This window comes from Psychrobacter sp. S4(2024) (genome assembly GCF_036861305.1).
GTDB classification, from domain to species: domain Bacteria; phylum Pseudomonadota; class Gammaproteobacteria; order Pseudomonadales; family Moraxellaceae; genus Psychrobacter; species Psychrobacter cryohalolentis.
The window spans coordinates 178,162-200,412 of sequence record NZ_JAZAQR010000004.1; the positions used below are offsets into that span (position 1 = coordinate 178,162).

20 protein-coding genes and 1 tRNA gene are annotated in these 22,251 nt (G+C 42.0%); 11 read left to right on the top strand and 10 right to left on the bottom strand.

Annotation, left to right across the window (positions count from 1 at the left end; genetic code table 11):
- Positions 1 to 175: 175 nt before the first annotated feature.
- Positions 176 to 691, bottom strand: coding sequence for a hypothetical protein (locus VLA57_RS11515; RefSeq protein WP_133105196.1), 516 nt, complete (start codon positions 689 to 691; stop codon positions 176 to 178).
- A gap of 364 nt (positions 692 to 1,055) precedes the next feature.
- Here VLA57_RS11515 and recJ point away from each other — a divergent pair, with 364 nt between their 5' ends.
- Positions 1,056 to 2,882: a single-stranded-DNA-specific exonuclease RecJ gene (gene recJ, locus VLA57_RS11520; protein ID WP_133105195.1), complete on the top strand. Its 1,827-nt coding sequence runs from the start codon at positions 1,056 to 1,058 to the stop codon at positions 2,880 to 2,882.
- A gap of 61 nt (positions 2,883 to 2,943) precedes the next feature.
- Here recJ and VLA57_RS11525 read toward each other — a convergent pair whose 3' ends face one another.
- The 7 genes from VLA57_RS11525 to VLA57_RS11555 form a co-directional block, all read right to left on the bottom strand.
- Positions 2,944 to 3,606: a trimeric intracellular cation channel family protein gene (locus VLA57_RS11525; RefSeq protein WP_133105194.1), complete on the bottom strand. Its 663-nt coding sequence runs from the start codon at positions 3,604 to 3,606 to the stop codon at positions 2,944 to 2,946.
- Between the two features lie 74 nt (positions 3,607 to 3,680).
- The gene (locus VLA57_RS11530) at positions 3,681 to 4,316 is read right to left on the bottom strand and encodes a trimeric intracellular cation channel family protein (protein ID WP_133105193.1); all 636 of its coding nucleotides are present in this window, start codon (positions 4,314 to 4,316) and stop codon (positions 3,681 to 3,683) included.
- Positions 4,317 to 4,331: 15 nt separating this feature from the next.
- Positions 4,332 to 5,435, bottom strand: a complete 1,104-nt coding sequence (locus VLA57_RS11535; protein ID WP_133105192.1) for a multidrug resistance efflux transporter family protein — start codon at positions 5,433 to 5,435, stop codon at positions 4,332 to 4,334.
- Positions 5,436 to 5,494: 59 nt separating this feature from the next.
- On the bottom strand, positions 5,495 to 6,229 hold the full coding sequence (gene queE, locus VLA57_RS11540) for a 7-carboxy-7-deazaguanine synthase QueE (protein WP_133105191.1): 735 nt from the start codon (positions 6,227 to 6,229) through the stop codon (positions 5,495 to 5,497).
- A 235-nt stretch (positions 6,230 to 6,464) separates the two neighbouring features.
- Positions 6,465 to 7,286, bottom strand: a complete 822-nt coding sequence (dapD, locus tag VLA57_RS11545; protein ID WP_133105190.1) for a 2,3,4,5-tetrahydropyridine-2,6-dicarboxylate N-succinyltransferase — start codon at positions 7,284 to 7,286, stop codon at positions 6,465 to 6,467.
- Positions 7,287 to 7,396: 110 nt separating this feature from the next.
- Positions 7,397 to 8,329 carry an alpha/beta fold hydrolase gene (locus tag VLA57_RS11550; RefSeq protein ID WP_133105189.1) on the bottom strand — a complete coding sequence of 311 codons (933 nt, stop codon included), beginning with the start codon at positions 8,327 to 8,329 and terminating at the stop codon, positions 7,397 to 7,399.
- Positions 8,330 to 8,604: 275 nt separating this feature from the next.
- Positions 8,605 to 8,680 (bottom strand) — tRNA-Asn (locus tag VLA57_RS11555).
- 396 nt (positions 8,681 to 9,076) lie between these two features.
- On the opposite strand from VLA57_RS11555, the gene VLA57_RS11560 reads away from it, so the two are divergent.
- From VLA57_RS11560 to VLA57_RS11595, 8 genes are all read left to right on the top strand, one after another.
- Positions 9,077 to 9,814: an SDR family NAD(P)-dependent oxidoreductase gene (locus tag VLA57_RS11560; RefSeq protein WP_133105188.1), complete on the top strand. Its 738-nt coding sequence runs from the start codon at positions 9,077 to 9,079 to the stop codon at positions 9,812 to 9,814.
- A 51-nt stretch (positions 9,815 to 9,865) separates the two neighbouring features.
- Positions 9,866 to 11,578, top strand: a complete 1,713-nt coding sequence (locus VLA57_RS11565; protein ID WP_133105187.1) for an NAD(P)/FAD-dependent oxidoreductase — start codon at positions 9,866 to 9,868, stop codon at positions 11,576 to 11,578.
- Between the two features lie 23 nt (positions 11,579 to 11,601).
- Positions 11,602 to 12,642, top strand: coding sequence for a DUF1365 domain-containing protein (locus tag VLA57_RS11570; RefSeq protein WP_133105186.1), 1,041 nt, complete (start codon positions 11,602 to 11,604; stop codon positions 12,640 to 12,642).
- A 78-nt stretch (positions 12,643 to 12,720) separates the two neighbouring features.
- Positions 12,721 to 14,085 carry a class I SAM-dependent methyltransferase gene (locus VLA57_RS11575; protein ID WP_133105185.1) on the top strand — a complete coding sequence of 455 codons (1,365 nt, stop codon included), beginning with the start codon at positions 12,721 to 12,723 and terminating at the stop codon, positions 14,083 to 14,085.
- A gap of 36 nt (positions 14,086 to 14,121) precedes the next feature.
- Positions 14,122 to 14,532, top strand: coding sequence for a DUF2177 family protein (locus VLA57_RS11580; protein WP_133105184.1), 411 nt, complete (start codon positions 14,122 to 14,124; stop codon positions 14,530 to 14,532).
- Between the two features lie 96 nt (positions 14,533 to 14,628).
- Complete coding sequence (locus VLA57_RS11585) at positions 14,629 to 15,165, top strand: acyl-CoA thioesterase (RefSeq protein ID WP_011513082.1); 537 nt, start codon at positions 14,629 to 14,631, stop codon at positions 15,163 to 15,165.
- A 167-nt stretch (positions 15,166 to 15,332) separates the two neighbouring features.
- The gene (locus VLA57_RS11590; RefSeq protein WP_133105183.1) at positions 15,333 to 16,430 is read left to right on the top strand and encodes a cation diffusion facilitator family transporter; all 1,098 of its coding nucleotides are present in this window, start codon (positions 15,333 to 15,335) and stop codon (positions 16,428 to 16,430) included.
- Positions 16,431 to 16,455: 25 nt separating this feature from the next.
- Positions 16,456 to 17,157 carry a DUF2059 domain-containing protein gene (locus VLA57_RS11595; protein ID WP_133105182.1) on the top strand — a complete coding sequence of 234 codons (702 nt, stop codon included), beginning with the start codon at positions 16,456 to 16,458 and terminating at the stop codon, positions 17,155 to 17,157.
- Between the two features lie 238 nt (positions 17,158 to 17,395).
- On the opposite strand, the gene dps is transcribed toward VLA57_RS11595, so the two are convergent.
- Positions 17,396 to 17,893: a DNA starvation/stationary phase protection protein Dps gene (gene dps, locus VLA57_RS11600; RefSeq protein ID WP_133105181.1), complete on the bottom strand. Its 498-nt coding sequence runs from the start codon at positions 17,891 to 17,893 to the stop codon at positions 17,396 to 17,398.
- A 328-nt stretch (positions 17,894 to 18,221) separates the two neighbouring features.
- A complete protein-coding gene (locus VLA57_RS11605; protein WP_133105180.1) occupies positions 18,222 to 18,641 on the bottom strand; it encodes a GFA family protein in 420 nt (139 codons plus the stop codon).
- A gap of 184 nt (positions 18,642 to 18,825) precedes the next feature.
- Between VLA57_RS11605 and uvrB the strand changes: the two genes are divergently transcribed.
- On the top strand, positions 18,826 to 20,937 hold the full coding sequence (gene uvrB / locus VLA57_RS11610; protein WP_133105179.1) for an excinuclease ABC subunit UvrB: 2,112 nt from the start codon (positions 18,826 to 18,828) through the stop codon (positions 20,935 to 20,937).
- 229 nt (positions 20,938 to 21,166) lie between these two features.
- Complete coding sequence (locus tag VLA57_RS11615; RefSeq protein WP_133105178.1) at positions 21,167 to 22,219, top strand: pyridoxal phosphate-dependent aminotransferase; 1,053 nt, start codon at positions 21,167 to 21,169, stop codon at positions 22,217 to 22,219.
- Positions 22,220 to 22,251 lie beyond the last annotated feature (32 nt).

Sequence of the window (22,251 nt, forward strand, 5' to 3'; positions counted from 1 at the left end):
ATCACAATCTAATTTTGCTTTGCAGATAAAGAGGTTCACTTATGCAAAGTCCACATACATAAATCATTAGCTTTAAAACGCTACGGTTCATTAAATAGGTGGCACAAAAAAGCCCTGTTAGGTACAGGGCTTTTTTTATTAAGCGATAGGTAACGTCTTTATTTAAAATAGCACTTTAGACATTTTTACCATGCTGCTTTTGCTGAATATCTTTGGCTAAGTTATAGCACTCATTGATATGGTCAGTAGCGATTTTCTTGAAAATCATATAGCCCATGGTGCCCGCAACCAGTTGACCACCCAGTGGAATAAACTTGGTGACTTGCTTGGCAGCGATACGACCACCAAAGCCTTGCACAGTCTTTTTAACGATACCACGGGTTGCCATCAAGCCTGCAAAGTCGACGGTACGGTCTTTTAGCGCGCTCCAGTGAATAGCACGTGACTCTAAGTCTACCGCTGCTTGACGATCTTCGAGTAAACCAAAGCGCTCACTGATTTCAGGTAGTAGCATTGTCAGCATACTAGCATCGACTGCCACATCAAAAAATGGTACCGGAACGATAGCAACACCAGCAGAAACTCTAGCGCGTCTTTTGACCATAGCCAGACATTCTTTTTTTACTTGTTCAAGGTCTAGACTTGGATCAATGGTATTCGGTAATTTTTCAGCTAAAGGGGTGGTTTTCATAAAATATCCTTAAAATAATGAAAAAAGAAACAATCAATAAGCAAGCAAGTATCAAATACTGCCTAGTTAAAAAGCATCTGCGCGATTTATAAGATGCCTACCATTTTTATGTATTTATAAATACCATACAATCGCTGCTTTGTAGCAAAATGCTGAAAAATAGGAGTAATCTGCACCGTTTTTGTAAATGATGGCGAATGTAAAAAGTGAGATTAAGAAATACACGCAGTTTAGGTGTATGGTGAGTACAACGTAAATTACGTGATGATAAAGGTATAAGCAATCTCTAACCTTGCACCGACATGCCAAACATTACCTCTAAATTGATATTGTGAGCGCTTGCTAAAGCCAGTAGAATACGTCTATGCTAAATTTAACTCCCCGTAATACCAGTACTCGCCTTGACGAGTTGCCCGCCGCGTTGCAACCACTTGCCGCCCACTCATTTACCCTTGCTCGTCTGTATGCCGGTCGCGGTATCGTGCAGCCAGATGAGCTTGACACTCAGCTCGCTGGCCTGCTACCTGCGGAGCAGCTAAAAGGTATCATTGCAGCGGTAGATCTATTAGATATCGCTATTGATGACAGTCAGCGTATTCTGATCGTTGGTGACTTTGACTGTGATGGCGCAACCAGTACGGCGCTTATGATGCGCGCTTTAACCGCCATGGGTGCCAAGGTTGATTTTCTAGTCCCTGACCGTTTTAAATACGGTTATGGGTTGACGCCAGAGATTGTCGAATTGGGTATTAAAACTTATCAACCGCAAATGATTGTCACGGTAGATAATGGTATCTCAAGCCATGAAGGCGTGGCGCGCGCGCAGGCTGATGGCATTACTGTCATTATCACTGACCATCATCTGACGACTAAAGAAACCCCACCTGCTGAAGCGGTAGTCAATCCCAATCAGCTTGATTGCACTTTTGCCAGTAAAGCTTTGGTAGGTGTTGGGGTAGCTTTTTACGTACTCGGACGACTGGCAAAGCTGCGCCGCGATGCTGGCAAATCTACCGTACAAGTCAGTCAATATTTGGATTTAGTGGCGCTTGGTACGATTGCTGATGTGGGCGTACTTGATAAAAACAATCGTATTTTGGTCCATCATGGCTTAGCGGCTATTCGTCAAGGACGTGGTTCTCTTGGCATACTAGCGTTACTCGAGCAAGCGGGTCGAGATCCCAAAAAACTACAGGCGCAAGATTTCGGTTTTGTCTTAGGTCCACGTATTAATGCGGCTGGGCGTATGGATAATATGCGCATCGGTATTGAATGCTTGTTAGCAGATGATTGGGCAACGGCGCAGCGATTGGCACAAGAGCTTGAGCAGCTGAATCGTACGCGTCGCCAAGTAGAAGGTGAGATGCGTACGCAAGCGGATAATATCGTCCAAGCATTAGCTGCTACTAATATAAGTATTGAAGCGGATGTTGAAGAAAGCGATGATATTATCGTTCAGCATAGGCTTGAGAAGAAGAGCACTAATACCCGTAGTATTGTGTTATATCAAGATGACTGGCATCAAGGTGTTATCGGTATCGTCGCAGGACGTTTGAAAGAAAGCCATTATCTGCCGAGCATTGTCTTTGCGCCAGCGAATACTGAACGTACAGGTGCTGAAGATGCCATCAAAGGCTCAGCACGTTCTATTGCTGGCGTGCATATTCGTGATGCCATTGAACAAGTTGCCGAGAGTCATCCTGATTTAATCAGCCATTTTGGCGGTCATGCCATGGCAGCAGGACTGACGTTGAAACGAGGCAATTTTGATGCCTTTGTGACAGCATTTAACGCGGTGCTGGCACAGATGGAGGATGAGGTATTCGCTGAGCAAAAATTCACCGATGGTGCTTTGCAAGCAAGTGATTTTAGCTTATGGTTTGCTGAGCATCTTGCAGAGTCTAGTATTTGGGGACATGGGTTTGCGCCACCGATATTTGATGGGGTGTTTGAAGTGTTGAACTTTAAAGTGTTAAAGGATAAACACCTTAAACTGTCGCTACGTTATCCTGATGTACAGTATCCGATTGAGGCGATTCAATTTAATTTTGATAGCAGTGCTTGGGATTACCGTGCCGAAAAAGTACATATATTGTTTGAGCTGGACATCAATGAATGGAATGGCAAACAAAGCTTGCAGTTAATGATAAAAGATTTGGCGCTGGTAAAAGAGACGGTCGAAGAGAACTAGATGCTTAACGGTACAGATAGTAACTGCGCTAATAGTCACTAAGCGTCAATATTTCTATGCTTTAATATTTCCATTCAATGGTCGGAAACTGCCAATCATAGCGAATAGCAAGCATGCGTAAGGTAAAAATCGTTGCCATTGCTGAGATATCAGCAATCCAAGCGGTCACGCCAATATGGTGTAGCGCAAAGTAAAAGATACCACCTGTTAAAGCGGCGGTGATATAAATCTCTTGCTGTAGCACCAGCGGAATTTCATTACAGATCATATCGCGGATGATACCGCCGACAATAATCGTAATAACCCCGAGTAATAGCGCCACCGGCATATTTGCGCCCATACTATCAGCCACCTTTATACCGATTAAGGTGAAGGCTGACAGACCAATAGTGTCAGAGAGTTTAAGAAATGTATCAACGCGTCTAGAATTGGGGTGAAAGAATATCTGCATCACCAGTGAAGAGATGGTAATAACTGTCAAATAGCTCATATCTACCATCCAAAACAGTGGGTGACGATCCAAAATCACATCGCGCACCGTACCTCCGCCGATAGCCGTCACAATCGATACCAGCAAGCAGCCGAACACGTCGAAATTTTTATGCTTAGCTAATATCGTCCCTGAAATACTACAAGCGACAATACCAATCATATCGAACAAATAAATCAGTGAGCGCGGGTTAAAGGTAGTAATCAAATCCGAATCTAAGGCAATAATGGGCATGAGTTATTCTCATTAAAGCACTGAGATTACAGTGCTACTAGTTTCTTCGCTCATCGTAAAAACTGGCTAATCTGTTAATCGATCAAACGAATGGAAGGCAAGTGCCAATCGAATTTCAATGCCAGCATACGTATGGCAAAGATGATAAATAGCATTATAAATTCGTTTATTGTCGCGTCTAGCCCCCAGTAGTCGAGCACCAAATACGTCAATGAGCCTGCAATACTGGCAGTGATATAAATCTCACGCTGTAGTACGAGCGGAATCTCATTACAAATGATATCACGCAATAAACCACCAATAATGGCTGTCCAAACCCCCATCATAATAGCAATCATTGGCGCTATGTCTTGCGTCAATCCCACTTTAAAGCCAATCACACTGAAGGCTGCTAGACCAATAGCATCAAAGAACTTAAGCGCGTTATCAATTTTATGATACAGATGAAAAAACATTTGCAAGATAAGAGAGGTGGCAGTAATCACAATGACGTAATTGAGATCTGTCATCCAAAATAAGGGGTGGCGATCAAGTGCCATATCCCGTAGTGTACCACCGCCGATAGCATTGACCAGTGCAACTAATATGCAGCCTGCAATATCAAAACCTTTGTGCTGCGCGAGTAATGTGCCAGCGATAGCACAGGCGATGATCCCAACCATATCCAAAACATACAGCAGGATATCGGGGAAAATAAAGTTATTTATCATCGCTATATTTGAGCCTTAACCATCTTTGGCAAATAATATCAGTCCCAGAATGATAAGCGCAATACCCACCAAGCCCAGTGTAGAAGGAAGGGCATTATTCAGTAATAACATGCCGCCAATTAAAGCAAATATTACTTCACTGGCTTGAGTAGAATCTACGCCTGCCACCTCACTCGATGTTACTGCTTGCTCACGGGCATATAAAAATATACTCGTCGCCGCCACACCTGCGAGTACTGCTACCAGTAACGTATTAAACACCTGTGTGGTCGCCGGTTGCTCAGGACGTATGATTAAGCCCAATAATAACCAAAACGGCAAACTACCGAGGGTCATTAACCAGACTTTATTAAAGGCATTTTGTAATAAGGTTGTTTCAATCGCAGGAATGCGCGCGATGAGATTTTGTAAGCGTGACGCAGCTTGTCTATCGATAGGTAGGATAGGGGCTTCGGTAATGATGCGTTGGGTATGAGTGTCAATGTTATCATCAGTGTCATTTGGCTGAAGACTATCACGAGCCTGTTGCTGCTCAGCACTGTGTTTGCGCGAATTATGAGACACTTGCCACACCAGCTGATTGCCAATCGGATAACTGAATGCTGCAATCAGTGCAGGCAGTGCGCCATATAGCAGCATATCAGCCATAGGTACGGTATCAGCGAGAGTGGATCCATGTAAGCCTTCACTGACATTGACCATCACTACGCCGATAAAGACGAGTAGCGCATAAATGATAAACTTTTTATCAAATCTTTGCCCAAATGCCACCAACACCAATAAACTTGTCACCACCGTAAACATAAAGGTTGCTGCAACCACCCAGCCGGCAACGTGGTCGCCAGCATAGCAAATACCCGTATAAAACACACCAAAGCCGATACTGCCGGTGATACACCAAAATCGCCAATGCTGAAAGAAGATAGCGCTCAATTCTCTAATACGTCCAAAACCATGCTGCATCGCAATCAGGACAGTAATGATGAGCCACATAAATAAATAGCGTAGGCTAGCTGACCAAAACCAGTGCCCACCAGCACTGCTCATCATCTCATTTAATATAAAGGTGGAGCTAAAAAACGCTCCCGCTAATAAGCCCAATAAAATGAGTTTGATCATAGCTATCCCTTTCTTCCTTGGCTTGCTATTTATTTGAGAATCCATTCAGATTTTAGAGACTATTTGCCCTTGGCATCCGCCCAAATAATCTTATGTAGTTGCAATTGAAAACGTACAGGTAGGGCGTCGCCTAACATCCATTCGGCAAGCTCACGTGCGAGTACTGGCACTTCTGGGCTATTGTCGTTTGCCGTATCTTCATGTGCCACATTAAACATTGGTGAAAACCACACGGTACCGACCAATTTATCGAGCTTATAGTCGATAAGCTTCGCTTTTGCCCAGTCATAATCGGTGCGATTCATGATGACAAATTTTATTTGGTCATGTTGAGTGAGGTAATCGAGGTTTGACCAAAGATTCTTATCAACTTCACCTGAGCTTGGGGTTTTCAAATCCATCACTTTGCTGACCGCTGACGGGACGTTTTCGACCGTCAGTGCACCTGCCGTTTCAAGAGAAATCTCATAACCCTCATTGAGCAGACGCTTCATCAATTCAATAGCGTTAGGCTGGGCTAAAGGCTCACCACCGGTTAAGCAAATACGCTTACAAGGGAAGCTGGCAATAGTCGCCATAATAGTCTCAAGCGACTGACGTTCGCCGCCACTAAAGGCATATTCGGTATCGCAGTAAACGCAACGTAGCGGGCAGCCGGTCAAGCGTACAAATATCGTTGGTAAACCTGAAGTCAGTGCCTCACCTTGCAAAGAATAAAAAATCTCCGTCAAACGTAACCCCGCTTCAGGGTCAGTAACAGGGATGGCAGCGGTGCGTAAAGGTAACTCACTCATAATATTTCAAATACAGTTAAGGATTGATTGTGCCATCGAGCACATATCAAATAAAAAAGGTTTAAGAATCTGTTTAATGCTCGGAAGTTCAGCGCCCAAACAAGACAAAGATTATAACGTAAAGTCCTCTATTAAGCTGCTATCTAACAACAAAAAAGATGCTGGAGCACAAAGCTTCAGCATCTTTTTTTATTCAGACTTTTTAATCAATAATTATATGAGTAGTAATACAAATTTAAGCTAAACGTAATAACTCATTTACGGATGTTTTAGCACGGGTTTGCGCATCGACTTTTTTCACAATGATAGCTGCATACAAGCTATGCGTACCATCTTCAGAAGGCAAGCTACCTGGCACAACAACTGAGCCTGCTGGTACGCGACCACGATGAGTCTCGCCAGTTTCGCGATCATAGATACGCGTTGACTGACCGATATAGACACCCATTGAGATGACCGCGCCTTCTTCAACAATCACGCCTTCGACGATTTCAGAACGTGCACCGATAAAGCAGTTGTCTTCAATAATGGTTGGATTGGCTTGTAATGGCTCTAGAACACCACCGATACCGACGCCGCCTGATAGATGGACGTTTTTACCGATTTGAGCACATGAACCAACGGTTGCCCAGGTATCTACCATAGCGCCTTGGTCGACATAAGCACCGATATTAACATAAGATGGCATTAATACGGTGCCTGGCGCGATATAAGAGCCTTTACGTGCAACGGCTGGCGGTACAACGCGCACGCCAGCTTCTTTAAACTGCGCTTCTGTCCAATCCGCAAATTTGGTTGGTACTTTGTCATAAAACTGGACATGCTCGCCCGCTGCTTGAACGTAGTTGTCATTTAAGCGGAACGATAGCAAGACAGCTTTTTTTGCCCACTGATTGACGACCCATTCCCCATCCTTTTTTTCTGCAACGCGCAAAGTGCCGTTATCTAGCTGCTCAAGTACTTGATTGATGGCATCACGGACATCTTGTGGCATGGTTGCTGGGCTATACTCGTTGCGGTTCTCAAAAGCTTGTTCGATGGTTTGTTGTAATGACATAAACATTCCTAGAATTGATGAAGGTAAATAAAAACTTGCCGTATTGTCGCTAATTTGGCGACTTTTAGCAAACGTGATAGACGATACTATAATTTCGGGATTTTATGGGCTTAAGTGTTGCTATTTATCCAACCTAAGATGTCTTGGTAAACCTGCTCTTTATTCTGTTCATGTAGCGGCTCATGGCGCATATGAGGGTAGAGCTGCACAGAGACATGATCAAAATGTTGTCTGTCTAGGCGATTGGCAATATTACGAATACCGCGACCCATATCACCGATTGGGTCATTTTCTCCGCTGATTAATAACATTGGAAAATCTTTGGCAATCGTCATTGCCCAGTTTTTATGCAAGCCTGCATTCATCAGTGTAAAGAGGGTCATAAAGCCGTTATTGGTAAAATCAAAACCCGTCAATGGATCGGCTTCATAAGCTTCAACAGCGGCAGGATTTTCGCTTAACCACGCAAACTTTGATGAAGAAATACGATTATTAAGCTTGCTATTGAGTACTTTATTCATCACGTTAGCAAATAGGGCATTTGGCTTTTTAGGTGCCGCTTTTGTCAGTAACTTATTGACCGGCAATAATACTTTGATCAATGGATTGGCATCCGCTGTGCCCATTAAAATAGCACCAGTAAAGTTACGCGCATGATGTTTAAGGACGTTACGGACGATAAACGAGCCCATAGAGTGACCCATGACGAAATGTGGTACATTCGGATGACGCGCTTTTAAGCTGTCCGCCATGACGATGACATCTTTTAATAATGACTGCACAGGATGCTCTTCACCAAAAAACCCCAAGTCTTTGGCTGATTTAACAGTTTTTCCATGACCAAGCTGGTCATAAGTGGCGACCGCAATACCGTGATCGGCTAAAAATTGCGCCACGTCTGCATAACGCCCGCTGTGCTCTGCCATGCCGTGTACAATCAGCAGGGTTGCACTAATGACAGTATCACTATGGCTCGGCTCAAAAAAAGTATGATGCAGATAATGGGTATTGTCAGAGGAAGTTATTTGTTCATTATTACTCATAAAAATCCAGTCCTTGAATGGTTAAGGGTATGATGAGATAGATTATATATTTTTTAGGGCTTTATTATAGGGATAAGTTATTGCTACAACCAATCTAATTGCGAAATTTGGCAACATTAGTATGTTATTTAGTTTTTAGTGAGCGTTATGGTCTATTCATTTAAACGACGGCTACAAAAATATCGACCATAAAAAAACCCCCATCAAAGTGATGAGGGTCTTGGCAAATGCCATAATCGAATCAAATATGACTCAAAAAATTTACTACTAAAATATGGCTCTCCAACCTGGGCTCGAACCAGGGACACACGGATTAACAGTCCGTTGCTCTACCAACTGAGCTATTGGAGAATAAGCGGTAAGTGTTTAATGACTTACTGCGAGCTTAGAAAGTCTCTAACGAGTTCTTGCTAAGTGGGGCGTATTCTAGCAAAGATAAAAAATACGTCAAGCTTTTTTTGCATGTTTTTATACATTAAAGATATTAACGCTAGCGCAAAGGTTGTTGTCGAGCCAATTTGCGTCATATCTTCGATATCACTCTGTTTGCGAAGTAACAACAAATAAAGCAACTTGCTTATACTATAATTATTTAGATTTGATAAATAAAAGACTGTATTGGTTAATAAAATAATGCTAATGAAATTACATTGTTAATAGCTATAAAGCTGCTAAAGGCTTATAAGATAAAGATTTATCAAAGCCAAACCAAGAATAAGATAGCAAACGACGAAAAGGATATTTGCGATGACAGACACTGCTAAGAAACAACATATTGTGATTACGGGTGCGACCTCTGGGATTGGTTATCAGCTGGCAAAAGACTATCTGCGAGAGGGACAGCATGTCTATGCCGTCGGTCGCGATGAGGAAGCCTTGTCTGAGCTTAAATCATTAGGAGCAGAAACTATCGATTTAGATCTAATGGATCGAGATAAGGTAATTGCTGCTTTTGATAAAATTAATGAGATTGATTTGGCGATTTGTGGCGCTGGCATGTGTGAGTATCTAGATATGCCAAACTTTGATAGTGCGGCGTTTATGAAAGTGCTGTCGGTGAATATGGGTACGTTATCGCATGCCATTGAAGCAGTACTGCCAAAGCTGATTGCTTCAAAAGGACGCTTAGTTGGTATTGGCTCGGCGTCGGCTTACGTGCCTTTTGCTCGTGCAGAGGCTTATGGCAGCTCAAAAGCAGCTATTCACTATTTAATGAAAACTTTACAGATTAGCCTTGCACCGCAAGGCGTGTCAGTGAGCTTAGTAGTTCCCGGCTTTGTAGAGACGCCAATGACCAAACAAAACGATTTTCCGATGCCGTTTTTACAGACTACACAGCAGGCAAGTCAAGCGATTCGTGATGGTATAAAAAGTGGCAATGACGTTATTGAGTTTCCCAAAAAACTGACGTTGCCATTAAAAGTATTAGGGACATTACCTGATATGGTTTGGCAACAGGTCAGTACAAAAATCAATAAAAAATAGCCAGTTTTACTATTTCTGAACACCTATAAAGAAAATAACTAGGAATATTTTATGCCGTTTTTGCGCCGTAAATCTAAGCAGCTATCTAATCAAGTAGAAGCCGTTATTAAGGATACAAGCCGTCATTCAGAGGATAAGAAGGATGCACAAGTCAGAAAAAATATCGCTATTATTGGCTCAGGGGTATCAGGTTTAACTTGTGCTCATTACTTGGCAACGCAATTTGACGTCACCGTATTTGAAGCCAGTGATTATATCGGTGGACACGTAAATACCATTGATGTGACGTTACAAGATGGTAAAAAGTCCAAGCCTAATAAGGTTGAAAAAAGTGCCATAGATACCGGCTTTATTGTCTTTAATGAGCGTACTTATCCTAACTTCTTTCGCTTACTTCATGAGCTGCAAGTACCATTTCAAGCAACAGATATGAGTTTCTCAGTCAAAAATACTGCACGCAACTTCGAATATAACGGTCATACGCTCAATACCTTGTTATCACAGCGCAAGAATCTTCTGAATCCGAAGTTTTGGGGATTTATTAATGATATTTTGCAGTTTAATAAACAGGTGCGTCAGCTGCGCCAAGATTATGATAAGGCGCGTGAGCAGGGGCAGGATATTGCTGTTTTTACCAAGCAAACGCTAGGCGAGTATCTAGATACTAAAAAGTATGGTGATTTATTCACCGATAATTATCTATTGCCCATGGTATCTGCGATTTGGTCGACCAGTCTGCGCGACGTACAAGATTTCCCCTTGGTGTTTTTCGCTCAATTTTTTGATAATCATGGTTTGCTTGATGTGGTCAATCGTCCGCAGTGGTTTACGATAAAAGGCGGTTCTAAGCAGTATGTAAATAAACTGATCAGACGTTTTGTGAAGGCAGGTGGTAGCGTTCGCGTGAACAGTCCTGTTCAATCAGTGATTCGAGAAGATAATAAGGTGATATTGAACGTTACAGATACAACAGATAATAAGACGCAAGGTCTTGTGTTTGATGAAGTCATCTTTGCCTGTCATGCAGATACAGCGCTCAAAATATTACAAGATGCCAATCTTACCGAGCAAGAAGTACTGAGTCATTTTACCTTTACCGATAACACTGCTGTTTTACATACCGATACTTCAGTCTTACCCAAAAAACCACTGGCGTGGGCAAGCTGGAACTATTTAATCGATGATAAAAATGCTATTAAAAAAGATAAAGCATCGCTGCAAACTGCTACAAAGCCCGTATTGACCTATCATATGAATATTTTGCAGCGCTTGACTAAAAAGCATAATTACTTAGTGACTCTCAATCATGAGGTGGATGAGAGCCAAGTCATCAAGCGTATCGACTATAGCCATCCAGTATTTAACAATGAAATGATTGCCGCGCAAGCACAGTGGTCAAATATCTCTGGTAGTAGCGATTCACACACCCATTTTTGCGGTGCTTATTGGTTCAACGGCTTCCATGAGGATGGCGTAAGAAGCGCGCTACGTGTCTGTCAGGCATTGGGATGCAACATCGATATTAAGGATAGCGTTGACCCAAGCCATTTACCTGATGCTGAAAGCGCCCATACGCCGTTCCGCTATAAAGACTTACCGGTAAAAGCAGACAAACAATCACGTAAACTCAAAAAACGTCAGGTAGTCACTGCTACGACCAATCAGGAATTGGTGCAATATATAGCAACGTTAGAGCCAGCGGCTAAAGCGTTTAAAAAGAAAAAACTGGGTTTTTTTGCTGCTCGTAAAGCTAAAAATATATAGCAGAATCAATTAGAGAGAGCACTATGGCTAAATCGAAGCCTCAGTCTGACATGATGTTAAATCAATCATCAAATGATGGTCATGCGAGTTTGCCACACCAAATATTTCATGGCACAACTTGGCACAGCCGGTTGCTACCGAGTGTGCATAAATTCGCTTATCCTTATCGTTATTGGGGTGTCAATATTACCGCATTAGCAGCAGGGCAAACATTGCCAGAAGTAGATATTAGACAACTTATTGATAGTAAAATCCTAAAAAAACTGCCATGGAATAAACTATTACTATTCTCTGGAACAAAAAAAGCATTGCAGCAGTTTTATCCTGAGGATTATTTACAAGGTTTAATTACCCAAGATAAAGATAGCATATGTAAAAGTAAGGATGCTGATGATAAAGGAAGATATTTAACAGACGTTAAAGCACTTGAGCAACGTTTAATTCAGGCATTTACAGAACGGACGGGTAGTGCACCAACAGGTGATATGATTGGCATGATCGTTTGCCGTAATGCAGGTATTTATTTTAGCCCAGTGAATTTCTATTTGGGTTTTGATAAAGCACAAAATCCTAGCCATCTATTGGCAGAAGTATCAAATACGCCATGGGATAAACGCCATTACTATGGGTTTTTATTAGATGGCGCAAACACTGAGTTTTGTCACGATAAAGACTTTCATGTCTCACCTTTTAATCCCATTGACCAGCAGTACCAATGGCAAGTAACGATTAAAAAGGCAATAAAAAATACTGTCATAAATGAAGTGAAAAGTGAGATAAAAGAGCAGTCTGACCAATGTTTGGATATTCGTATCGCTATCAATATCAGCGATAAGCGCGGTGAGGTATTAAAAACGGGTATAAAAATGTCAGGTGTGCCAATGACAGCGTCGACGATTTCTGAAAGTTTGCGCAAAAACCCACTGATGAATGTGACTTCTTTAATACGTATTTATGGGCAGGCTTTTAAACTCTATGCCATTAAAAAAGTACCTTATATTAATTACGATGAAACATTAGCCGATAGCCAGCAGCACAATGGCAATAATAAGCGTGAGCATTAACTGTTATGCCACAGGTTCAAAGATTCAAGAATTTAACGTAGAGCTTTTACTATCGAATAATTATACAAGGATGGATAAATGATGTCAGCAAGACTAGCAAGCAAGGCACCCGTACCAAAATTAGGAAAAATCACTGCTCACATCAATCAAACGGTTAATGACAGTGCTATTTTGCAGCCAGTTAGTAATAGCGTGAATTATCTGGCGCGAAAAGCCATATTCCGAGCTTTGAAGCACATTCAATTTGGTAGTATTACTATCATTGAGGATTTTGTTGGACAGGAGTCTAAGCCGCATCATTTTGGCAAAGCCTCTTCTAGCAACATAAGTAGCTCAGCTATTGGTCGTCATGCATTGGATGTGACGCTGACCATTCATGATAGCAGCGTCTATCGTCAGCTATTATTTGGTGGTTCTATTGCACTAGCGGACAGCTATATCAATGGCGAATGGGATACGGATGATTTAACGGGTTTGATTCGATTAGCAGCGCGTAATTTGGCAGTGCTGAATCAATTAGAAAACCGTTTTGCGGGTATTAGTAAAACATTTGAGCGGGCAAATCATAAGTTACGAAGCAATGACAAGTCTGGCTCAAAGTCCAATATTTTAGCGCATTACGACTTGGGTAATGACATGTATCAGCGTTTTTTAGACGATACGATGATGTACTCATCAGCAGTCTATAAAAATGTAGATACGACATTGGCTGAGGCGCAGCAGCATAAACTCGCTTTGATTTGTGAGCGTTTACAACTGAAACCCGAAGATACTGTGATAGAAATTGGGACTGGTTGGGGCGGTTTTGCTATTTATGCAGCAACGCATTATGGTTGTCATATAACGACGACCACTATCTCGGATGCGCAATATGAAGAGGCGCAGCGCCGTGTCAAGGCGGCTGGATTATCAGATAAAATAACTTTACTAAAGCAAGACTATCGTGAGCTGACAGGGCAGTATGATAAGTTGGTCAGTATTGAGATGATTGAAGCGGTTGGACATGAGTATTTACCGACGTTTTTTGCTAAATGTAATAGCCTGCTGAAGCCAACGGGTTTGATGGTGCTGCAAGCGATTACCTTTAATGATCAAAACTATCAAGACTATATAAAGTCGGTCGATTTTATTCAGACGCACATTTTCCCCGGTGGTTGCTTATTGTCCAATCAAGAATTGACGACGCAGTTTACTGAGCAGACCGATATGGTCATCAAGCAATTGCATGATTATGGTTTTGATTATGCGTACACGTTACGGGATTGGCGTACTGCGTTTATGGCACAACGTGAGGAGATAAAAGCACTCGGTTATGATGAAGCGTTTATTCGCTTATGGGAGTTTTATTTCTGCTACTGCGAAGGGGGGTTTTTGGAACGTACGATTGGAGTCGTGCAAGTCACCGCCGTTAAGCCAAACAACATTGATGCATGGCATTCATAGGCTGCATTTTAGTCCCTATTATAAAAGGATCTTACTATGGGTTATATTTATATCTATCTTGCTTCTCTTGTCATATTTTTGGGCATTGATGCGGTTTGGCTGAAGACCATGACCGGTCTGTTTTATGAAAAGCGTATCGGACACTTACTTGCCGAACAGCCAAATATGGCTGCTGCTGGGGTGTTTTATCTGTTTTACCTATTGGCGCTGTGTATTATTATTTTATACCCACAAATCAGATCAAATGCGCCGATTCACCATATCTTCTTATTGGGCGCTTTGATAGGACTGATGGCTTACGGTACTTATGATTTTACTAGCTTAGCCTTATATAAAGGTTTTACTCTGGACACCGCTTTGGTTGATTTTGCTTGGGGTGGTATTTTAACAGGTTCAGTGAGTGCTATCGTGGCTTGGCTTGCCTATCGTTTTCATTGGTTAAGCTAATCTAGTAGTTAAGTTAAATCGACTATATTTGCGCTGTCGGAATTGCTACTGTATAAATAGCACTTTAAATAGATTCTACCCCCGTTAAGGAACATTATGACGCAATATAACACCAGCTCTACCGCCAAAACAGTCCCATTAAACCATGAGCTGTATATGTCAGTGCTTATGACGCCAGATATGGCCAATTTTATTGGTAACGTCCATGGTGGGGATTTGCTCAAGATGCTGGACCAAGTCGCTTATGCCTGTGCCAGTCGCTATAGCGGTAGTTATGTAGTGACACTGTCAGTCGATCAGGTGATGTTCCGTGAGCCTATTCATGTTGGAGAGTTGGTAACGTTTGCGGCTAGTGTCAATTACGTTGGTAAGACTTCAATGGAAGTCGGCATTCGAGTAGAGGCAGAAGATGTACGTGCACGTACCGTTCGCCATACCAACAGCTGCTACTTTACCATGGTGGCGATTGATGAAAATCGTAAGCCCACGCTAATCCCTGAGCTTGAGATTAAAGATGCCTTGCAACAGTGCCGATTTGACGCAGGCTTAGAGCGCAGAAAGCTGCGTATGGAAGGCTCGCAACGTATCAGCTGTGACATCAGTAAATTGACTAATAAAGTAGCAAGCGCATAATCTGCTCATTAATGCAGACAATAAACATACTCTCACCAAAACATTACTGATAAGAACAGGTTTTTTGACTACAGTAAATGGAATCTAAAGTAATTAATAGATCAGCTAGTGTATATATATAACTAGTCTGGTTTTATACCTTAAACCATCCATTTATTGAGACCTAGATGAGTTTAAAGCCGCTAGAATCCAATCCAAAAGATGCGCCAACGCCGCGCGCTAATACGCACGGCATTGGTCGCTCTCGCGCTCGAAATCCTTTTAATGCTTCAGATAACACCCATTCTGACCACTCTAAATCTGTGCCAAGCCATGATGACAAAAAATCGAGCTCATTAATAACGGTTTTGATTGCAGTTGGTGCCAATCTTATTATTGCGATTGCTAAAACAGTAGCAGCGTTTATGACAGGTTCCGCTTCCATGATAGCGGAATCAGCGCATTCTTGGGCAGACGCGGGCAATGGTACACTGTTAATCGTTGCAGAGAAAAAGTCGGTCAAACCTGCTGACAAGAGCCATCCACTCGGCTACGGTAAAGAGTCGTATGTATGGTCAATGATTGCCGCGTTTGGCGTCTTTATGGCAGGTTCAGTAGTGTCTATTTATACTGGCATTACCGAGTGGAATGCAGCTGAAACTGAAACCAACTATACCATCGGTTTTATTATCTTGGCAGTCGCCTTTGTGCTTGAAGGATTTTCTTTAACACAAGCGTATTTGCAAAGTAAAAAACATGGCGAAGCGATTAATGTCAGTGCCATCGGCTATGTGATGGACACCTCTAATCCCACCTTGCGCGGTGTGTTCTTTGAAGATTTGGCGGCAGTAGTAGGTTTGGTTGTGGCAGCAGCTGCTATGGCAATGCACGCCTATACTGGCGAACCATTTTGGGATGCGCTTGGGTCTATCATTGTCGGTATATTGCTGGCCGTAGTGGCAGTCTTTTTAATCAGTCGTAATCGTGATTTTTTGGTTGGCTATAGAGTCTCAGAAAAAATGCACGATTATATTTTATCAGAGCTTATCAAGCATCCAGATATTGATAGTGTTTCTTACTTGCATTTGGAGTGGGTAGGTCCCAAAAAAATATTTATGGTCGCGGCGGTCGATATTGCTGGAAATCAACATGAACATGAGATTGCGCACAAATTTGAAAGTATAGAAAATCAGTTTCGCAGTCAGTCATTGTTTCAAGAAGCTATCTTAACTTTATCTGTCCCTAATGCTGAAATCTTACGCTTACCTGATAATGAACATTTATAATCTATAATAAGAATGAGAACATAATATGAAAAGTCCTTTAAAACCGTTAACAAAACATCCTAATCGCCATACACAGATAGTGTCACCGTTGCTGGCATTAGTAGTAGTGACTTTGATGTCAGCTACTACTGTACAAGCCAATGCAGAATTAATCGTACACAGTGATACCAATCAAATTCAACAATCAAAAACGGTCACATCAGCACCCTATAACGTCCGTAAGATCGATGATCCACAGAGTGTCAACCGCCCGTTACCTACCGATATCTCTATTATTAAACTGATGCAAGTCATGCATATTGATGAGCAAATCCAATCTATCGTCGATGGCAAGCAAGCGGCTATCAATGCAATCAATACGCAAACTCAGAATCAACAGGTGACTGATGAACCGTTGAATAAACGTCAACGTGAGCTACAAAATCAGATCCAAAGCGTGTTAGGGCAATATGCCAAAATTATGACCAATGGGATAGGCAATACGGCAGATATTCAAACCTTAACGCAAGCTTATATCAGCGCAGCAAAAACTTACTATACGCAAGCGGAAGTGGATGCCCAAATCAAATTTTACGACACTGCTGTCGGTCAAAATATCTTAGCAAAACAGCCACAAATTACTGCCGCTTTTCTAAAGCAATCTTTACCGCAAGATACCTCAGAGACTGAAAACCAATTAAGTGAGCTGTTACCGCAGATGAAGCAAATTGTGAAAGGTATTTTTTAAAGTGTCCGTTAGAAATATAGTTAAAGTTCCTAAAAGATCTATGCTAGTGCTGGTATAAATGTTTTGCAGCCTCTGTCTGCGTAGCCACAGCAAGCAAGAAAAATTAATACCAGTAATATACGATTCATCGGTATTGATGTTTAATGATTCTAGTCAAAATCGTCAAACATAAAAAAGGTCACCATAGAGGTGACCTTTTTCTATTTAGCAAATAAGTTAATCTTATGTTGAAACGTGCTTATTTTTTAGACGTGTCTTTTTTCGGGGCATTTGCACCGATAAACCAAGCATCTTTATCAACAGTACGACTCACTTCAGTCAATAAGTCAGCGGTATCTTCATCACCAGCATCGCCAGCGGCATCAATCCCTTCACGCAAAGACGCAGCAATGGTCTTATAGCGATTGGTCAGCTCACGAACATGCTGGTCAACGTCAGTGATATCAGTCGGGTAAGTCTCTAAGATAGAGTCCTCAACGACACGTTTAGAGATACCATTGGCTTTGCCGCCAAGGATAACAATGCGCTCAGCGACTGTATCATAAGCTTCTGTTAAGCGTCCATAAGTGTCATCCAATAACTGATGTACACCAATGAAACCAGTACCTTGAAGATTCCAATGACATTGCTTGCTATCCATACTCAAATCAATGAGATTTGCTAGGTTAGCATTCAACAAATCGATCATTTTTTTTGCAGTTGCGTCATCTATTCCACTTGCGTAACGTTCTCTCATATTCTGCTCCATTATTCTATTTTAATAAATCTAAGTTTCTAATTATCAACAGCTCTTTAAATTTTTATTTATTAAGGTGTTGCTGACTGCTTATAAATTCATTATCGATAATAACAGCTTAAATAACAGATGGAACCCCAACATTTAGGCTTTATACAAGGGTCGTGTAATGAGTTTGTTAATCATGAAAACCTTTGTAAATTTAACCGCTAAAATAGACGCTTTGATAACAATCCGTGCACACGCCAGCATATTCAATCGTATTAAAATTTGATTTAATTGACGTTAAGTTAAGAATAGTCATACGCATTTTAAGCCTTATAAATATTTAGTCCTTTGGTCTAATGCCTTTCTCTGCGAATTTATCAAACAGCTGTTGCTGAGTTAAGTTGACTGTGTCATTGGCAAATTCATAATAATCGGGTTTTCTATCAATGAAAATCTGGCTCTCAAAAGTAAGGTTTGGATTCTCTTGAAACAGTCCTAGTGACAGGACATAAGTCTCAGAGCTAAGCTGATGATAATAGAGATTGGTGCCGCATTTATGGCAAAACGCACGCTCCGCCCATGCTGAAGAGGGGTAAATAGTCATTGACTCCTCACCTTTAATATCAGGTTTTAAGTGGCTATGTATCGCCATTAATGGTCCGCTGCCCCAACGACGACACATCGTACAATGGCACGCCTCAAAGGTATTGATATCTTCTAATTCTATGGTGACGTTACCGCACAGACAGTGACCTTTCATAACTCGTTCCTTGATTAATGGTCATTGAACTATACCTGAGTTTCTATGCTTTTTATTGAGTGTTTGTGCATCCATGTGTAGGTGTCTAGGCCAATAAATGACCTTTAAAAATAAAGGTTTAACCCCATATTGTTATAAACCTAACCTCTTATAACCTTTTATAAATACCAGGAAGACAACCATTATGCGAATGCCTGAACCGCGCTCGTCGCGTCAGTTAAATCAATTGGCCACTCAGCTGCAAGGCGAAGCTGAAATTAGTGGTGTCAATGCGTCTGGTACGCAAATATCAAGTCGCGCCTTTGAGATGGTCACCGAATTTGAGCCAGCAGGTGATCAGCCGCAAGCGATAAAGAAACTGGTTAATGGGATTAATGCTGGCATGGATGAGCAGCTATTACTGGGTGTGACGGGTTCTGGTAAGACCTATACCATGGCAAAGGTCATCTCTGAGACTCAACGTCCAACTATTATCATGGCGCACAACAAGACCCTTGCCGCTCAGCTGTATGGTGAATTTAAGTCTTTTTTTCCTAATAACGCGGTGGAGTACTTCGTCAGTTATTATGACTACTATCAGCCTGAAGCCTATGTCGCAGCTAGCGATACCTTTATCGAAAAAGACAGCGCCATTAATGATCATATTGACCAGATGCGTCTGTCAGCGACGCGAGCACTCTTAGAGCGCCGTGATGCGATTATTGTCGCCTCAGTATCCTGTATCTATGGTTTGGGCGATCCAGAAAGTTATCTTAAAATGCTGCTGCATGTCGTCGTCGGTGACAAAATAGACCGTACTGCAACGATTAAGCGGTTGGTTGAGATGCAATATGAACGTAATGAGCTGGACTTTGGGCGTGGTACCTATCGTTTGCGCGGTGAGCTATTAGATATTTATCCTGCTGAGTCTGAGCAGCTAGCGGTGCGTGTGCACTTGTTTGATAATGAAGTGGAGAAAATTACTTGGTTTGATCCTTTAACAGGGAAGACCGTGCGTACCGTGCCACGTATTACTATTTATCCAAAATCACATTACGTGACGCCGCGCAATAAATTGGAGGCTGCTAGTCATACCATCCGCGCTGAGCTTGAGCCGCGTTTAGAGTATTTCCGCGAAAACAATAAACTGATTGAAGCACAGCGTCTTAAAGAGCGTACCCAGTATGATCTTGAGATGATTCAACAGCTCGGCTACTGTAACGGTATCGAAAACTACTCACAGCATCTCTCTGGTCGTCCGTCAGGGGAAGCACCACCGACGCTGTTTGATTATATTCCAGAAGATGCGTTGTTATTTCTTGATGAGTCGCACGTGACTGTGTCGCAGATTGGTGCAATGTATAAAGGTGATAGATCACGTAAAGAGAATCTCGTCAATTATGGCTTTCGACTACCAAGTGCCATGAACAACCGCCCTATGAAGTTTGAAGAGTGGGAGCGTATCAAGCCTAAGACTATTTATGTGAGCGCCACGCCTGCACTATACGAGCTTGAGCACAGCGAGCAAGTGGTTGAGCAAGTCGTCCGTCCGACCGGTTTGATTGACCCTGAGATTGAGATTCGTCCGGTATTGACGCAAGTCGATGATGTGCTGTCTGAGATTACCAAGCGCCGAGAAAAAGACGAGCGCGTGTTAATCACAACCTTGACCAAGCGTATGTCAGAGGATTTGACCAGCTATCTCAAAGAATACGATGTCAAAGTCGCTTATTTACACTCGGATATCGACACCCTTGAGCGTATGCAGATCATTCATGAACTGCGTACGGGCGTGCATGATGTGCTGGTCGGTATTAACTTGCTACGTGAAGGGCTTGATATGCCTGAGGTGTCATTGGTCGCGATATTCGATGCGGACAAAGAGGGCTTTTTGCGCTCTGAACGTGCTCTGATTCAGACCATTGGTCGGGCGGCGCGTCATATTAATGGTAAAGCCATTCTCTATGCCGACCGTATTACTAACAGTATGCAAAAAGCGATTGATGAGACCGATCGTCGCCGCGAAAAACAAGTGGCATTTAACCTTGAACATAACATCACACCAACAGGCGCACGCCGTAGTATCACGGATAAAATCGATACAGGTGATGACCATGATGCCAACGATAATCAGATGATTCCAATTAAGAGCAATCTGCCTGATGTTGATATTAGTATCTTACGTAGTCCTGATTTATTGGCTAAAGAAATCAATCGTCTTGAGAAACTTATGAAGCAGATGTCACGTGATTTGAAGTTTGAAGATGCAGCAAAAACGCGTGATAAGGTGCTCGAATTAAAGGCGCATTTACTGTAAAGAGTAAAGCTACTAATTTCAAAATAGTAATAAAAAGGTGAGTTGCCAACGGTGCAGCTCACCTTTTTTATGGACTTCTTATGAGCAAAATAATCTCGCTTTTGCCTGAGGTTATTAATAACCAATAATTGGTAATGACAAAACTTGTGTTTATACTAAATGCCAATTAATATGATATCAATGAGCAATATGAACTTATAACAACGGACGTTGAGGCACATAATCCATCATGCAAAATAATAAATGCTTAGAATTAAATGCGAATGAAAACTCACTAGGCATGTCAGCTTCTGCCAAACAAGCCATTACAGACTCTTTAGGTGCAGGCTTCCGTTATCCAGATAATCCACGTGCGGCACTCATTAGCAAAATTGCCACCATCCATGGCGTGGCAGAAAACCAAATCTCATTAGGCAATGGCTCGACTGAAAATATTCGAGCTACCTTACAAATGCTGCAATATAAAGCTCTAAAAGAGGGCAGGCAGTTTCAAATGGTGATTCCTGTTCCCACTTTTGATTGTGCAGAGATGTATGCAAATGCCATTGGCGTGCCCGTCGTCAAGATACCGTTAACCGCTGAAAACTATGATTATAATTTTGACGAACTACAAAAAGCAGCTGATGAGTTTGATGGCATTAGCCTACTTTACATTTGCAATCCAAACAACCCAACTGGAATCATCACATCAACTTCAAGGCTTAAAGCTTGGATAAGTAAGGCGCCAGACAACCATTACTTTTTATTAGATCAAGCGTACTTGGAGTACGTGTCAGACCCAAGTTTTGAGAGTGGGATTGAATGGGTAAAACAAGAGTTATCAGACAAGCTTATTGTCATTCATACTTTTTCAAAGTTATGTGCCTTAGCTGGTATGCGAGTGGGCTACGCGATTTCTAACCCGCAAGCTATTGAGACTGTCGAGGCGTTTATGTCTATGGATAACACCAACTTGTCAGGTGCGGTTGCTGCTATTGCGACGTTAAATGATGCAGAGTTTTTAGCGCTAAGCTTACGCAATACCAATCAGTCGCGTCAGATGATTGAAACAGTCTTAGACGATCTGGGACTGCGTTATTTACCCTCACAGACCAACTTTATTTTTCATGAAATAAAAGGTGATTTAAAAACATATATCGACAGAATGCGAGACCATGGCATCAAGGTTGGTCGCGAGTTCCCACCTGTTACAGGCTTCAACCGCTTGACACTTGGCACGCCTGATGAGATGGCATCATTTATCAAAGTACTAAAGTTATTTCGTGAAAAGGACTGGGTATAAGTGAGATAAATCATATGTCTTAACCAACCTCA